This window comes from Pseudomonas sp. v388, assembly GCF_003935425.1.
Lineage (GTDB): Bacteria > Pseudomonadota > Gammaproteobacteria > Pseudomonadales > Pseudomonadaceae > Aquipseudomonas.
Map to the genome: position 1 here is coordinate 886,609 of NZ_RHQN01000001.1, position 13,947 is coordinate 900,555.

General features: G+C 61.5%; 15 protein-coding genes. 6 read left to right on the top strand and 9 right to left on the bottom strand.

What is annotated here, in order from left to right:
- Nucleotides 1-8: 8 nt before the first annotated feature.
- The 4 genes from EGJ27_RS03935 to EGJ27_RS03950 form a co-directional block, all read right to left on the bottom strand.
- Nucleotides 9-1,307: a PAS domain-containing sensor histidine kinase gene (locus EGJ27_RS03935; protein ID WP_125829387.1), complete on the bottom strand. Its 1,299-nt coding sequence runs from the start codon at nucleotides 1,305-1,307 to the stop codon at nucleotides 9-11.
- 70 nt (nucleotides 1,308-1,377) lie between these two features.
- A complete protein-coding gene (gene gorA, locus EGJ27_RS03940; RefSeq protein ID WP_125829388.1) occupies nucleotides 1,378-2,736 on the bottom strand; it encodes a glutathione-disulfide reductase in 1,359 nt (452 codons plus the stop codon).
- Nucleotides 2,737-2,839: 103 nt separating this feature from the next.
- On the bottom strand, nucleotides 2,840-3,679 hold the full coding sequence (gene galU, locus EGJ27_RS03945; RefSeq protein ID WP_125829389.1) for a UTP--glucose-1-phosphate uridylyltransferase GalU: 840 nt from the start codon (nucleotides 3,677-3,679) through the stop codon (nucleotides 2,840-2,842).
- 44 nt (nucleotides 3,680-3,723) lie between these two features.
- Nucleotides 3,724-5,085: a UDP-glucose/GDP-mannose dehydrogenase family protein gene (locus EGJ27_RS03950; protein ID WP_125829455.1), complete on the bottom strand. Its 1,362-nt coding sequence runs from the start codon at nucleotides 5,083-5,085 to the stop codon at nucleotides 3,724-3,726.
- A gap of 177 nt (nucleotides 5,086-5,262) precedes the next feature.
- Between EGJ27_RS03950 and EGJ27_RS03955 the strand changes: the two genes are divergently transcribed.
- Nucleotides 5,263-5,547, top strand: coding sequence for a hypothetical protein (locus EGJ27_RS03955; protein WP_125829390.1), 285 nt, complete (start codon nucleotides 5,263-5,265; stop codon nucleotides 5,545-5,547).
- 21 nt (nucleotides 5,548-5,568) lie between these two features.
- Here the strand turns inward: EGJ27_RS03955 and EGJ27_RS03960 are convergent, their stop codons facing one another.
- Nucleotides 5,569-5,919: a hypothetical protein gene (locus EGJ27_RS03960; protein WP_125829391.1), complete on the bottom strand. Its 351-nt coding sequence runs from the start codon at nucleotides 5,917-5,919 to the stop codon at nucleotides 5,569-5,571.
- Between the two features lie 166 nt (nucleotides 5,920-6,085).
- Here EGJ27_RS03960 and EGJ27_RS03965 point away from each other — a divergent pair, with 166 nt between their 5' ends.
- The 3 genes from EGJ27_RS03965 to alkB are packed head-to-tail and all read left to right on the top strand — an operon-like array spanning nucleotide 6,086 to nucleotide 7,290.
- Complete coding sequence (locus EGJ27_RS03965) at nucleotides 6,086-6,391, top strand: DUF1883 domain-containing protein (RefSeq protein ID WP_125829392.1); 306 nt, start codon at nucleotides 6,086-6,088, stop codon at nucleotides 6,389-6,391.
- 14 nt (nucleotides 6,392-6,405) lie between these two features.
- A complete protein-coding gene (locus tag EGJ27_RS03970; protein ID WP_125829393.1) occupies nucleotides 6,406-6,588 on the top strand; it encodes a hypothetical protein in 183 nt (60 codons plus the stop codon).
- Nucleotides 6,589-6,612: 24 nt separating this feature from the next.
- Nucleotides 6,613-7,290, top strand: a complete 678-nt coding sequence (gene alkB, locus EGJ27_RS03975) for a DNA oxidative demethylase AlkB (protein ID WP_125829394.1) — start codon at nucleotides 6,613-6,615, stop codon at nucleotides 7,288-7,290.
- 9 nt (nucleotides 7,291-7,299) lie between these two features.
- On the opposite strand, the gene EGJ27_RS03980 is transcribed toward alkB, so the two are convergent.
- From EGJ27_RS03980 to gnd, 3 genes are read right to left on the bottom strand one after another with little or no spacing between them, the layout of a single operon-like run.
- Nucleotides 7,300-8,121 (bottom strand): HAD family hydrolase, encoded by an 822-nt coding sequence (locus EGJ27_RS03980; RefSeq protein ID WP_125829395.1) that lies wholly within the window; start codon nucleotides 8,119-8,121, stop codon nucleotides 7,300-7,302.
- Nucleotides 8,114-9,640: a glucose-6-phosphate dehydrogenase gene (gene zwf, locus EGJ27_RS03985; RefSeq protein ID WP_371920835.1), complete on the bottom strand. Its 1,527-nt coding sequence runs from the start codon at nucleotides 9,638-9,640 to the stop codon at nucleotides 8,114-8,116. Before zwf ends, EGJ27_RS03980 begins: the two co-directional genes overlap by 8 nt.
- 5 nt (nucleotides 9,641-9,645) lie before the next feature.
- On the bottom strand, nucleotides 9,646-10,620 hold the full coding sequence (gene gnd / locus EGJ27_RS03990; protein WP_125829397.1) for a phosphogluconate dehydrogenase (NAD(+)-dependent, decarboxylating): 975 nt from the start codon (nucleotides 10,618-10,620) through the stop codon (nucleotides 9,646-9,648).
- 314 nt (nucleotides 10,621-10,934) lie between these two features.
- Here gnd and EGJ27_RS03995 point away from each other — a divergent pair, with 314 nt between their 5' ends.
- Nucleotides 10,935-11,108, top strand: coding sequence for a DUF6026 family protein (locus tag EGJ27_RS03995; RefSeq protein ID WP_125829398.1), 174 nt, complete (start codon nucleotides 10,935-10,937; stop codon nucleotides 11,106-11,108).
- A gap of 132 nt (nucleotides 11,109-11,240) precedes the next feature.
- Here the strand turns inward: EGJ27_RS03995 and EGJ27_RS04000 are convergent, their stop codons facing one another.
- Nucleotides 11,241-11,732 (bottom strand): GNAT family N-acetyltransferase, encoded by a 492-nt coding sequence (locus tag EGJ27_RS04000; protein ID WP_125829399.1) that lies wholly within the window; start codon nucleotides 11,730-11,732, stop codon nucleotides 11,241-11,243.
- Nucleotides 11,733-12,343: 611 nt separating this feature from the next.
- Between EGJ27_RS04000 and glgA the strand changes: the two genes are divergently transcribed.
- Nucleotides 12,344-13,936 (top strand): glycogen synthase GlgA, encoded by a 1,593-nt coding sequence (glgA, locus tag EGJ27_RS04005; RefSeq protein ID WP_125829400.1) that lies wholly within the window; start codon nucleotides 12,344-12,346, stop codon nucleotides 13,934-13,936.
- Nucleotides 13,937-13,947: the final 11 nt, after the last annotated feature.

The following is a 13,947-nucleotide window of genomic DNA, read 5'->3' on the forward strand; positions in this document are numbered from 1 at the left end:
CCACGCGCTCAGTCCGACGGCGCCGTGCAACGCACGTAGAGGCCAATGCACGTGCCCTCACCTTCTACGCTTTCCACGTGCACGTGCCCGCCGGACTGCTTCATGAAGCCATACACCATGGACAGCCCCAGGCCGGTTCCGCGCCCCACCGGCTTGGTGGTGAAGAATGGATCGAACACCCGCTCCACTATGTCGGCAGCGATACCGCATCCCACGTCGCTGACGCTCAATTGCACGTAGACACCCGCGCTCATCGCCCCCTGCTGACGCTCAACCACCGACAGCTGACTGCGGATCGTCACCACCCCGCCATCGGGCATGGCGTCGCGGGCATTGATAACCAGGTTCAGCAAAGCGTTTTCCAGCTGATGCTCGTCGGTTTCGACCAGCGGCAAGGGCTCGCTCAACGCCAGGCGCACGTCGATGAGCTCGCCGGTGGTCTGCCGCAGCAATTGCTCCATGGACTTCACCATGCAATTGACGTCGACCGAACGGGTGCTCAAAGGTTGCCGGCGCGCGAAGGCCAGCAGGCGGTGGGTCAAGGCAGCGGCGCGATTGGCCGAGGTGACGGCAGCACTCATGTAGCGGTCAATCTCGCTGACGCGCCCGGAAGCGATACGACGCTGGATCAGTTCCAGCGCGCCCAGCACGCCGGTGAGCATATTATTGAAGTCGTGGGCGATGCCGCCAGTGAGCTGGCCGATGGCGTCCATCTTCTGCGCGTGGCGCAACACCTCTTCAGTCTGGGCACGCTCGGCCATTTCGATCTGCAAACGCTCGTTGGCCTGCGCCAGTTCACGGGTGCGCTCGGCCACCCGCAATTCAAGGCTTTCATTGAGTTCGCGCAGCGCCTCTTCGGCACGCACCTGCGCGGTGATATCGGTGTGAGTGCCGAGCCAGTGCGTGATATGGCCCCACTCGTCGCGCACCGGCAAGGCCCGCGACAGAAACCAGTTATAGGCGCCGTCCTTGCCGCGCAGGGGAAAGGTATCCTCCCAGATCGAGCCGGTCGCCAGGCAATACTGCAAGCGTGTGACCACCCGTTCTCGATGGGCCGGATGCAGCACCGAGCGCCAGCCCAGCGCGTGCATGGCTTCGGCCGACGCACCGGTGTAGGCACTCCAGCGCTCGTTGTACCACTGCACGCATCCGCGCGGGTCTGCGGTCCAGGCCAGCTGACTCATGCTGTCGGCCAGCGTGCGAAAATGCCGCTCGCTTTCGCGCAGGCTGTCGATGTGACGCACGATTTGTCTGGCGTCACGTACGGAATTCAAGGGCGCAGGCGCCGGACTGTCGCTTCTCGGCATAGGGATCCTTCCTCGTATCAGGGTGTTGCCCGACCTTCATCCTGAAGGCCGGGGTTGCAGCATCACTCGGTTAGCGGTCGACGGGGGTGCGCATGGTCACGAATTCCTCGGCGGCCGTCGGATGCACGCCGATGGTGTCGTCAAATATCTGCTTGGTCGCACCGGCCTTGATGGCGATGGCCAGGCTCTGAACGATTTCCCCGGCATCCGGGCCAACCATATGGCAGCCCAGGACGCGGTCGGTGTCGGCATCCACCACCAGCTTCATCAGGGTTCGCTCCTGATCGTCGGTCAAGGTCAGCTTCATCGGCCGGAAGCGGCTTTCGAAAATCTTCACCTCATGCCCCGCCTCGACCGCCTCTTCCTCGGTCAGGCCGACCGTGCCGATGTTCGGCAAACTGAAGACCGCCGTCGGAATATGTCGGTAATCCACCGCCCGGTACTGTTCGGGCTTGTACAGCCGCCGCGCCACCGCCATGCCCTCGGCCAATGCTACCGGGGTAAGCTGCACGCCGCCGATCACGTCGCCGATGGCCAGAATCGACGGCTCGCTGCTTTCGTAATGCTCGTTAACCTCGACATAGCCTTTGTCGTCGAGCTTGACGTCGACCGTCTCCAGCCCCAGGTTGTCGAGCATCGGCCGCCGCCCCGTGGCATAGAACACGCAGTCGGTCTCCAGCGTTCGGCCATCCTTGAGGGTCAGGCTCAGGCTGCCGTCAGCCTGCCGGTCAATGCGCTCGATGTCGCTGTCGAACTGCACGTTCAGCTGCCGCTTGAGCAGCTCCTCATGCAGGTGCGTACGCACGCTGCCATCGAAGCCGCGCAAGAACAGTTCACCGCGATAAACCAGGGTTGTGTCCGCGCCGAGGCCGTTGAAGATCGAGGCAAACTCCACGGCAATGTAACCGCCGCCCACGACCACGATGCGCTTGGGCAACTCTTGGAGATGGAACGCTTCATTTGAAGTGATGGCGTGCTCGCGCCCCGGGATGTCAGGGACGACCGGCCAGCCGCCGGTCGCGATCAGGATGCGCTCGGCGCTGTAGGTCTGGCCGTTGATTTGCACGGCATTCGGACCTGCCAGACGCGCATGCCCTTCCAGCAGCGTGACGCCGCTGTTGACCAGCAGGTTGCGATAGATGCCGTTAAGGCGCTGGATCTCGCGATCCTTGTTGGCGATCAGGGTCGGCCAGCTGAAACCGGCTTCGCCCAGCGACCAGCCAAAGCCCTTGGCGTGCTCGAAGTCTTCGGAGAAATGCGCGCCGTACACCAGAAGTTTCTTCGGTACACAGCCGACATTGACGCAGGTGCCACCCAGATAGCGGCTCTCGGCCACCGCGACCTTCGCACCGAAGCCTGCGGCAAAGCGTGCCGCCCGGACGCCGCCGGAACCTGCGCCAATTACAAATAGATCGAAGTCGTAAGCCATCATCATCTCCTAAGCAGGCGCACAGCATAACCTCTAAGCCGCCGCCCAGAAACGACAAAGCCACCCTGAGGTGGCTTTGTCCGACACTTTCGCGAACGATGGATCAGTACGCTTTGCCGGTCTTGTAGAAGTGCTCGAAGCAGAAGTTGGTCGCTTCGATGTAGCCTTCAGCGCCGCCGCAGTCGAAACGCTGGCCCTGGAATTTGTAGGCCAGTACGTTGCCTTCAGCCGCCTGCTTCATCAGCGCGTCGGTGATCTGGATCTCACCGCCCTTGCCCGGCTCGGTCTGTTCGATTTTCTCGAAGATGTCCGGCGTCAGGATGTAACGACCGATGATGGCCATGTTGGATGGGGCATCTTCCGGCTTTGGCTTCTCGACCATGTCGGTTACGCGGAACAGGCCCGGCTTGATTTCGTCGCCGGCGATCACACCGTACTTGTTGGTTTCCTGCGGATCGACTTCCTGGATCGCGATAATCGAGCAGCCGTAATGGTTATGCAGCTTGACCATCTGCGCCAGCACGCCGTCGCCTTCCAGATTGACACACAGGTCGTCCGCGAGCACGACCGCGAACGCTTCCTTGCCGATCAGCGGGCGCCCACTGAGGATCGCGTGACCCAGGCCCTTCATTTCGGTCTGACGGGTGTAGGAGAAGCTGCACTCGTCGATCAGCTTGCGAATCCCGACCAGATACTTTTCTTTGTCTGTGCCTTTGATCTGGTGTTCCAGCTCGTAGCTGATGTCGAAGTGGTCTTCCAGAGCACGCTTACCGCGACCGGTAACGATGGAAATCTCACTCAGCCCAGCCGCAAGCGCTTCTTCCACACCGTACTGGATCAACGGCTTGTTGACTACCGGCAGCATCTCTTTTGGCATGGCCTTGGTCGCTGGCAAAAAGCGAGTGCCGTAACCGGCTGCAGGGAACAAGCATTTCTTGATCATAAAGGTCCTTGTTAAGGGCTATGGGCGTTAGCGGCGCAGTCTAATCAGGCGGCGGTCACCTTACAATGCCCCGCCATTGGCCGTCCGATGCCATGATAGAGGAAGCCTTGCGCAGATAGTTCCGCACAATCATAGATATTGCGACCATCGAACAGCACAGGCATGCGCATCGAACCACGCACCCGAATGAAATCCGGCTGGCGAAACTGCTTCCATTCGGTCAACAGGACCACTGCATCGGCGCCTTCGGCGCAGCTGTACAATGACTCGCACAAGCGTAGCTGACCATTGCGCACCGCGTCGCAATAATGCGCGGTGATCGACCCCATCGCCGCCGGATCGGTCGCCTGCACTCGGGCGCCGGCAGCCAGCAACGCGTCGATCAGCACCAGGCTCGGCGCTTCGCGAATGTCATCGGTGCCGGGCTTGAACGCCAGCCCCCACAGCGCCACTACCCGTCCTTGCAGGTAACCGCCGAAATGGCCGGTCAGGGCATCAAACAACACGGTTTTCTGAAGCGCATTGCGGGCCTGGACAGCACGCAGGATCTGCGGCTCGAAGCCCCGCTCTTCAGCGGTCCGGATCAGCGCGCGGACATCCTTGGGAAAACACGATCCGCCATAGCCGCAGCCGGCATAGATGAAATGGGTGCCGATACGCTTGTCGCTGCCGATACCCCGGCGCACCTGCTCGATATCCACATCCAGGCGCGCGCACAGCCCCGCCATCTCATTGATGAAAGAAATCTTGGTGGCAAGGAACGCGTTGGCGGCATATTTGCTGAACTCGGCGGCGCGCACGTCCATGACCAGGGCGCGCTCGCGATTGCGCAGAAATGGCGCGTAGAGGCGCTGGAGCACCTCGGCCGCCTCGGGTTCGGCGCAGCCGAGAATGACCCGTTCGGGGCGCATGAAATCCTCGATGGCCGCGCCTTCCTTGAGAAACTCCGGATTACTGGCAACGCTCACCCGCGCTGAAATTCCCCGCCGCGCCAGATGGCCGTTGATGCGGCGGGCCACCTGCTCAGCGGTGCCGACCGGCACCGTGGATTTGTTGACCACCAGACACGCCCGGTCCAGGCATTGCCCCAACTGATCGGCGACCGCCAGCACATGGGACAGATCGGCGCCGCCCTCTTCATCACTGGGCGTGCCCACTGCGATGAAGATCACGTCCGCCTTGCGCACGCCAACGGACAGGCTGGCGGTGAAACTCAGCTGCCCGCTGGCCTGATGCTCCACCAGCATCGGCTGCAAGCCCGGCTCGTAGATAGGACATTGCCCCCGGCGCAGCGCGGCAATTCGCTGCAGGCCGGTTTCCACGCACGTCACGCGATTACCCATTTCCGCGAAACAGGCCGCGGTCACAAGCCCTACATAGCCAGCGCCAATGATGCAAAGCCGCATGCCCAGACCCTCGTCCTGAATGTGGGTCAATTGCAGCGCAGGGCCATTGCAGGTGCGTGACACGAACAAGACAAAGCCGTGACGCAAGATAAGGCAAATATGGCGGAACGATGGCACCGCCATTCAGTCATACTCGGTAGCTGTAACCTTCCCTGGCCTTACCGTGAAGCGAATAACATGATCAGACTTATGTCCCTTATTGCGGTCGTGGGCCTTACCGGCTGCGCCACCGCCTCCAACACCTATCTGAAAAACGGCCAGCAGGCCCTCAACATCGATTGCTCCGGCGAGGCGATGTCCTGGGCCGGCTGCTACGAGAAAGCCGATGCGTCCTGCGCCGGCACCGGCTATGAGATCGTGGGCACCGACGGCACGCCGCGACCTGCCGAGAGCGACAAGACGCTGGGCGTCGACGTCGGCAACTACAAGAGCCGCAGCGTACTGGTGGTCTGCAAGTCCTGATCCGGCACCCGCCAGGCTCGATCAGCCTGAGATACAGGCCTCGGCGGCATGCTGCACATCGCGGAAACGGATAGGCAGGTTCGCCAGTCGCTCATAGACCTTGATGGAGCTGCCACCGGAGCGATTTTCGATGTCCACGACGGCCGCTGGTGAGTCGCTCATCTTTTGAGCGACGATCAGGCGCAGGCCGTCGTGCCGGGTCTCGACCACCGGCCGGTCACGACTGCCGATGATCTTGCTATTGAAACAATCCGCGTATTCCTGAGGGTTCTTGCCTGACATGACACTCATGGTTGCAGGGGTATGTTCGATATCCGAGACGGTCGCGCAACCGGTCATCGCCAACGCCAGGACTACCACAGCCAGTTTCATACAATCCCTCCAAATAAAGGTGCTACGACAAGCACCGGCACGATTAAATCCCTGCAGGGTTGAATTTTGCGTGAAAACCCTCATTTAACCTGCCCTCGGCGGCAATTGGCGCGCCCCGCGTGCTATCGTTTTGATTTTTAAGAAAACCGCCGTTTCGGAGCCCCCCATGAAATTCGTACACCAGCGTGAGCATTTGAACGAGGACGACCTGGTCGTCATCGAGTGCTCGCAGACCTGCAACATTCGCCTGATGAACGACGCGAATTTCCGCAGCTTCAAGAATGGCGGTCGCCACACTTACCACGGCGGCGCCTTCGACCGCTTTCCGGCGAAAATCGCGGCACCCAGCACCGGCTTCTGGAACATCACGATCGACACCTCCGGCCGCAAGCCCGATGCCAACACCAGCCGCAAACCGCCGTTCACCCACTCGATCAAGATCGTCCGCCGCTCGACCTCGCGCCTGCGCTGATTCAAGGAGTCTTCGTGAATAACCCAGCCCCACGCACCACCAAGTACGCCGTCAGCTACAAGCTCAACGGTGAGCGCCGCTTCGAGTTCGCCAACCTGCAGTCCGCGTCGGTCGATGAAGCCCGTGCGGCGCTGGAAAAGATGCACGACCAGAGCGACGATCAGATTACCGACGTGAAAGTCAGCAAGGCCCTCTAACCCTAGCAGGCGTGCGAAACCCTCATGCAACCGCAGGACCCGATTCACGCTACCTTTGATCTGTTTGCCGACCATGAGCCCTCGCTCCCGACGAGCGAGCGGATCGGCCCGGCCTCGACCTTGCTGCGCGGGTTTGCCCTGGCGCAGGCGCCGTCCTTGTGGCGCGCCTTGCAGGCGGTGCTGGCCCAGGCGCCGTTTCGTCAAATGCAGACGCCGGGCGGCCATCTCATGTCGGCGGCGATGAGCAGTTGCGGCGAGCTGGGCTGGGTCACCGATCGCCGCGGCTATCGCTACAGCCATACCGACCCGGTCACCGGGCGGCACTGGCCGAGCATGCCGGACGCCTGCCTCGAGATCGCATGCGCTGCCGCGACGGCGGCGGGATTCGCGGAATTCCTTCCCGATGCATGCCTGATCAATCGTTATGTGCCGGGAGCGAAGATGTCGCTGCATCAGGACCGGGACGAACAGGATCTCGGCGCACCGGTGGTGTCCGTTTCCCTGGGAATCGCTGCCATCTTCCAGTTTGGCGGCACGCAGCGCGGTGACCCTGTGCAACGTATCCCGCTGTTTCACGGCGACGTGGTGGTCTGGGGTGGTGAGGACCGGTTGCGCTTTCATGGCATCTCGCCGGTCAAGCCGGCCATTCATCCATTGCTGGGCGAGCAGCGCATCAACCTGACCTTTCGCAAGGCAGGCTGAAAGCCCGCATCAGCGGGCGGGCAGAATGAAGCGGTCGATTGCCTGAGCGACACCGTCCTGCAGATTGCTGCCGGTAACTTGATCGGCCTCACTCGCCACCGCAGGATCGGCCTGACCCATGGCGATGGACAGACCGGCGCGCCGAAACATCGCCACGTCATTGCCTCCGTCGCCGATGGCAGCCGCTTGGGCCAGCGCAACGCCCAAGTACTCCGCCAGCGCAACCAGGGCCGCGCCTTTATTGGCTTGCAGGGCAGTGACGTCCAGATAGTAGTCTTGCGACCGCGCCGCCAGGGCCGAGCCTTCGATCAGCGGATTGAGACGGGCTTCCAGCTGCTTGAGCAGCTCGAAATCCCCGCTGGACGCCACGATCTTGTCGATACGGTCCAGATAAGGCTCGAAGCTCTCGACGATGACCGGCTCATAGCCCAGAGCGTGACGCTCATGGTTGATGTACTCGGCATCGAGATCGCGCAGCAGCCACTGGTCGTCGGCAAACACCCAGATCGCCACTGGCTGTTCGGCGAACAGGCGCAGGCACGTTCGTGCAGCCTGCGGCGCAATCCGGTGCGCGACCAGGATCTGGCCGTCAGGCTGAGTGATGGTGCCGCCATTGAAGGCCACGGTCGGCAAATCGACGCCCAGCGCCTCGATCACCTGGCGCATGGCACGCGGCGGCCGGCTGCTGGCGAGGGTGAAATGAATGCCGGCGGCGCGCAACCGGGCAACCGCGTCGACGGTCGCCTGAGCCAGGCTATGATCGGGGCGCAGGACGGTGCCGTCGATGTCTGACAGCAGGAAGCGGATAACTGGCTGCTCGGAATCACCCATCGATCTGCCGCCACTCGCGGTCATCACGATCCAGCAAGTCATGCGCTGCGGTCGGACCATTCTCCCCGGCCCGATACAGGTGCAGTTCGGGACTCTTGGCCCAGGCGTCAAGGAACGGTTGCACGGCGCGCCAGCCGTTCTCGATGTTGTCCGCTCGCTGGAACAGGGTCTGATCGCCGGTGAGGCAGTCGTAGATCAGGGTTTCGTAACCGGTGGAGGGCTGCATCTCGAAAAAGTCCCGGTAGGCAAAACCCAGCTCGATGTCTTCCATGTCAAGGGTCGGGCCCGGCCGCTTGGCGAACAGGTCGAACCACATGCCTTCGTTGGGCTGGATCTGAATGCGCAGGAAGTTGGGCTTGAGACGGTCCACCTCGGTGTCGCGGAACTGCGCATAGGGCGCGGGCTTGAAACAGATGGCGATTTCCGTGCTGCGGGCGGCCATGCGCTTGCCGGTGCGCAAATAGAACGGCACGCCGACCCAGCGCCAGTTGTCGATCATCACCTTGAGGGCGACGAAGGTTTCGGTGGTGCTGTCCGGCGCCACCCGTTCCTCCCGGCGGTATCCAGGCACTGTCTTGCCGTTCACCAGCCCGTCGTCGTACTGGCCGCGCACCGAGTTGGCCAGCGCTTCCATCTCGCTCCACGGGCGGATCGCGCCGACCACCTTGGCTTTCTCACCGCGAACTGCGTCGGCGCCGAAGGCCGCCGGCGGCTCCATGGCGACCATCGCCAGCAGCTGGAAAAGATGGTTGGGCACCATGTCACGCAGCGCCCCGGTGTTCTCATAAAAACTGCCGCGGGTTTCGACGCCCACGGTTTCGGCAGCGGTAATCTGCACATGATCGATGTAATGGTTGTTCCAGAACGACTCGAACAAACCATTGGAAAATCGGCTGACAAGGATGTTCTGCACGGTTTCCTTGCCCAGGTAATGATCGATGCGATAGATCTGCCTTTCGCTCATGACCTTGAGCAGACAGACGTTGAGCGACATGGCACTGGCCAGATCGGAGCCGAAGGGCTTCTCGATCACGACCCGGCGAAACTCGCCTTCAGCCTCCCGCAGCAGCCCCGAAGCACCCAGCCGGCTCGCGACTTCGTGGAAGAAGCGCGGTGCCGTGGCCAGGTAAAACACCGCGTTACCGGTGCCGGTGCTGTCGATCTTGCGGGCGATGTCCTGATAGGTGGAGTCATCGAGGAAATCGCCCTGCACGTAACTGATGCGCGCGGCCAGCCTGGCCCACAGCGCAGGGTCCAAAGGCTCCTTGCCGCTGCCTGCCACCTTGCTGGCGACTTCATCACGGATGAAGTCTTCCAGCTTCTTGGCGAAGGCCGCGTCGCTGATCGCGTTGTGGTCGACGCCGACGATGTGCAGGCCATCGTCGACCAACCCGTCGCGGGCGAGGTTGTAGAGCGCGGGCATGAGCAGCCGCTTGACCAGATCGCCATGCGCACCGAACAGAAACAGTGTGGTCGGCGGCGCCACTGCCGGCGCCTGCTCAGATTGCCCGCGCCCCATCGCCATTATTTAGGTTCCTTGTGACCACCAAACCCGAAGCGCATCGCCGAAAGCATCTTGTCAGCGTAAGAGCTGGTCTGGCGGGAGCGGAAACGTGCCCACAGCGCGCTCGACAACACTGGGACCGGCACGGCCTGCTCGATGGCAGCCTCGATGGTCCAGCGGCCTTCCCCGCTGTCGGAGACGGAACCGGAGAACGCATCGAGTTCCGGATCGGTCGCCAGTGCTTCGGCCGTCAGGTCCAGCAGCCAGGACGAGACCACGCTGCCGCGACGCCAGACTTCGGCGATATCGGCGGTGTTGAGGTCGAAGCGCTGATCCTCCGGCAGCAGTGCCGAGTTCTTCTGCTTGAGCAGGTCGAAGCCTTCGGCGAACGCCTGCATCATGCCGTACTCGATGCCGTTGTGGATCATCTTCACGTAGTGCCCCGAGCCTGCGGGACCGGTGTGAATGTAGCCTCGCTCGGCGCGGTCGTCGGTGGCGCTGCGACCGCGGGTGCGCTCGATATCGCCCAGGCCCGGCGCCAGGGTGGCGAACAGCGGGTCCAGGCGTTCGACGACGGCCTTCTCACCGCCGATCATCATGCAGTAGCCACGTTCCAGGCCCCAGACACCGCCAGAGGTGCCGACGTCGATGTAGTGCAGGCCCTTGGCGCTCAGCTCCTGACCACGACGAATATCGTCCTTGTAGAAGGTGTTGCCGCCATCGATGATCACGTCGTCCGCGTCGAGCAGTTCGCTCAGTACCTGGATGGTGTCTTCGGTAGGCGCGCCGGCAGGCAGCATGACCCAGACAGCGCGAGGCTTGTCGAGGGCCTGAACCAGCGAGGCGAGGTCCGCTGCAGGGGTCGAACCTTCGTTGGCCAGGGCGCTGCGCGATGCTTCATCGCGGTCGAAGACCACGGTGGTGTGACCATCAAGCATCAATCGCCGTGCGATGTTGCCGCCCATGCGGCCCAGTCCAACAATCCCAAGTTGCATGAAAGGTGCTCCTAAACTCGTAATAAGATGCCTGGCTTGAACAGAGGCCGTCAGGCGTCGATGCCTGCTGGTTAGTCAAGAAAGGCCGAAATCGGTTCCCGCCCTGCGGAGGGACGGCAGCGCATGCGCCACCGGATCGTGCATTTTGTCGCGATCGGGAAACGTTCGCGACAATTAAAAATAAAAAAGTTCCAATCTTTTGCAAAAGAAATCAGAATTGATGCCGATAGAGAGGTAAGCAAGGACACATCCAGGATCGATAGTCATTGCCACGAGCCTCTCTGAGGTTGAATCCGCCATTTGCGAGGTGAGCAATGGGCACTGTACTTCCAGCACTTGCACCACAAACCCTTTATGTCACTATCCGCCGTGACGAACTGCGTTCCCTCAAAGATGAGCGTGAACAGCTCCAGAAAAAAGTCGCTCATTTGAGCCTGATGTTGCAGCAAGCGCAACTCATCTCCCAGGGCAGTGCCCTGCAGGCCTGACCGCACCGGCATCACCTATCTCGTCACTGTCCCGTGGCAAGCCTGATCTGCAGGCTTGCCCGCATTGGCGTTTGCGCCTTCCGGACGCCCTGGCACACCCTCGCGTGATGCGCCGTCGGGCAGCCTGTCAGATCAAAGCGCCTTCTGCCAGAACATAGCCCGTCCCATGGCCGGGTCAAGTTGATAGTTGTCGAATCCCAGCTTGCGATACGCACCCTGCGCCACTTCGTTGCCTTCCAGCACCTCCAGCGTCAGCTTGCAGCAGCCGCGCTGCCGGGCGATCTCTTCGACTTTTGCCAGCATTTTCTGACTGATGCCCAGCCCGCGGAATGCCGAGATCACCACCACGTCGTGGATATTGACCAAAGGCCGACAGGCGAACGTCGAAAACCCTTCAAAGCAATTGACCAGACCGACTGGCTCGCCGGCGATGAATGCCAGCACGCTGAAGGCATGGGAACGCTTGGCCAGCTCGATGGCGAGCTGCTCGCGGGTGTCGGCGGAAATCGGTACGCCGCCGCCCATTGCGTCCATCGCGTATTCATTGAGTACGAATCCAATCGCTTCGGCATGCACCGGATTGGTGTAGCTCGCCTGCAGTACCAGTACCTCTGGGGATTCCATTGCCAACCTCTTTAACGCTTCGATACGAATGGTGCTTTCTGACCCGTGCCCTGCCTGACGCCGGACCGGGCGCACGATTCTATCGTGCCCAGCCGCTAAATGTGCCAGTACAGATGCACGAATTTTCGATGCACACAGTTCGCCGGATGCAGCGCGCACCATAAAAAGGCATACGGCCTCTGAGCCTGCCCGATTCCGCGCACCCCGGCAGGGCGTGTCCACGACCGTGTTTTCACGGGTCAATGGGGTTTGGTGAAACGGCCCACGACCGGTCGTCCGAAACATTGTGCAGGTGATCAGGGTTCCGTTTCAGTCCCTATGGCTGGGGGTTGGCGCCAGTCAGAGCAGGTCGTAATACCCTTCCGTATCAAGCGCCAGACATTTCCCCGTTAAAAAGTCGAAACTTTCTTCAGAGCCGATAGGTCATCTGTTTTGAGCGCCTATGCTGTTGGCTGGACACCCTGCATTTGGCTTCTTCGAATCGCTACTCCGCTCTGCAACATCCACTTCGGTATCGATCTTGCGTAGCACCCAGTAGCGATCCGGCCATAGGAAATGGCCAATAAGAAAATCAACTGACGCACCAACACAGTTTTGTATGGGAGAAATCGATGATTAGCGCCGCTGTCAAAACCCAGAAGGGAGAGAGTTTTAATCAGACGGCCAGCGAGCTGACTCATCTGCCGGTATTTGGGTCTGCGCAGGTTCCACTGCTTCAGTTACCCCCCACGACGCTTCAGCCCACCATGTCGCAGGTCAACCGCCGCAAGGTGCTGTTCGTGACCTCCGAACTGGCCGACCTGGTCAAGACCGGCGGCCTGGGTGATGTATCCGCTGCCCTGCCCCGCGCCATGCGCCATCTGCATGATGTCCGGGTGCTGATTCCTGGTTATCCGCAAGTGCTCAACAGCGGCAACCCGATCCACATCATCAGCGAGCTGGGTGGTTATGCCGCGCTGCCGTCGTGCAAGATCGGACGCATGGACATGAAGGACGGCCTGGTCATTTACGTCCTGATCTGCCCTGAACTCTACGAGCGCGAAGGCACGCCCTATGCCGATTCCCATGGTCGCGACTGGTCGGATAACCATATCCGCTTCGCTCGCCTGGGCCTGGCAGCAGCGGACTTCGCTGCCGGTGCGGTCAAGAGCCAATGGTGCCCGGAGCTGGTTCACGCCCACGACTGGCCGGCCGGCCTGGCGCCTGCCTACATGCGCTGGCGCGGGCAGACCACGCCGACCATCTTCACCATCCACAATCTGGCGTATCAAGGCACGGTGAGTACCGCCTCCAGCGTCGAGTTGGGCATTCCCGACGAAGCGCTGTCCGCCGAGGGCATGGAATTCTACGGCAAGCTGTCGTTCATCAAGGCCGGCATGGCCTATGCCAGCCACATCACCACGGTCAGCGCCACCTACGCACGGGAAATCACCACCCCGGCTTTCGGTTGCGGCCTGGAAGGTTTCCTGCAGAGCAAGGCCGAGCAAGGCAAGCTCAGCGGCATTCCCAACGGTATCGACGCCAGCTGGGATGCGTCCACCGATGAACACCTGATCTGCCACTTCGCCCCTAACGAGTGGCTGCGCAAGGAAATCAATGCCGACCACGTGCGCGAGCTGTTTGAACTGGAACCGTCGAACGGCCCGCTGTTCGCCGTGGTTTCACGCCTGGTGTACCAGAAGGGTCTGGACCTGACCATTGGCGTGGCCGAGCACATCGTCAACAACGGCGGTCAGATTGCGATCATCGGTCGCGGTGAGCCGGAAGAGGAAGACGCCATGCGCGCCCTGGCGGCCCGCTTCCCCGGCAAGATCGGCGTGCGGGTCGGCTTCAATGAAACCGACGCGCGCCGCATGTTCGCCGGCAGCGATTTTTTGCTGATGCCTTCACGCTACGAACCCTGCGGCCTGAGCCAGATGTACGCGCAGCGTTTCGGTTCGTTGCCGGTTGCGCGCAACACCGGCGGCCTGGCCGACACCATCGAAGACGGCGTGACCGGTTTTCTGTTCGACGAATCCACTGTGGAGAGCTACACCGAAGCCTTGAACCGGGCGTTCCAGGTGTTCGCTCACCCGGAACTGCTCAACGCCATGCGCTGCCGTGCCATGGCGGCACCGTTCAACTGGCATCAGGCTGTGGAGCCCTATGCAGAGCTGTATCAGGACCTGTTAAAGAAGACCACGGGCGTTTCGATTCATTATTGAGGACTAAGGGG

Bases quoted from the DNA above. Each gene is read 5' to 3' on its own strand.
- EGJ27_RS03955 (WP_125829390.1), top strand. From the start codon at position 5,263: ATGATCAGACTTATGTCCCTTATTGCGGTCGTGGGCCTTACCGGCTGC.
- EGJ27_RS03935 (WP_125829387.1), bottom strand. From the start codon at position 1,307: ATGCCGAGAAGCGACAGTCCGGCGCCTGCGCCCTTGAATTCCGTACGT.
- gorA (WP_125829388.1), bottom strand. From the start codon at position 2,736: ATGGCTTACGACTTCGATCTATTTGTAATTGGCGCAGGTTCCGGCGGC.
- EGJ27_RS04000 (WP_125829399.1), bottom strand. From the start codon at position 11,732: ATGGAATCCCCAGAGGTACTGGTACTGCAGGCGAGCTACACCAATCCG.
- gnd (WP_125829397.1), bottom strand. From the start codon at position 10,620: ATGCAACTTGGGATTGTTGGACTGGGCCGCATGGGCGGCAACATCGCA.
- glgA (WP_125829400.1), top strand. From the start codon at position 12,344: ATGATTAGCGCCGCTGTCAAAACCCAGAAGGGAGAGAGTTTTAATCAG.
- EGJ27_RS03950 (WP_125829455.1), bottom strand. From the start codon at position 5,085: ATGCGGCTTTGCATCATTGGCGCTGGCTATGTAGGGCTTGTGACCGCG.
- alkB (WP_125829394.1), top strand. From the start codon at position 6,613: ATGCAACCGCAGGACCCGATTCACGCTACCTTTGATCTGTTTGCCGAC.
- EGJ27_RS03960 (WP_125829391.1), bottom strand. From the start codon at position 5,919: ATGAAACTGGCTGTGGTAGTCCTGGCGTTGGCGATGACCGGTTGCGCG.
- EGJ27_RS03995 (WP_125829398.1), top strand. From the start codon at position 10,935: ATGGGCACTGTACTTCCAGCACTTGCACCACAAACCCTTTATGTCACT.
- EGJ27_RS03980 (WP_125829395.1), bottom strand. From the start codon at position 8,121: ATGGGTGATTCCGAGCAGCCAGTTATCCGCTTCCTGCTGTCAGACATC.
- EGJ27_RS03965 (WP_125829392.1), top strand. From the start codon at position 6,086: ATGAAATTCGTACACCAGCGTGAGCATTTGAACGAGGACGACCTGGTC.
- zwf (WP_371920835.1), bottom strand. From the start codon at position 9,640: ATGGGGCGCGGGCAATCTGAGCAGGCGCCGGCAGTGGCGCCGCCGACC.
- galU (WP_125829389.1), bottom strand. From the start codon at position 3,679: ATGATCAAGAAATGCTTGTTCCCTGCAGCCGGTTACGGCACTCGCTTT.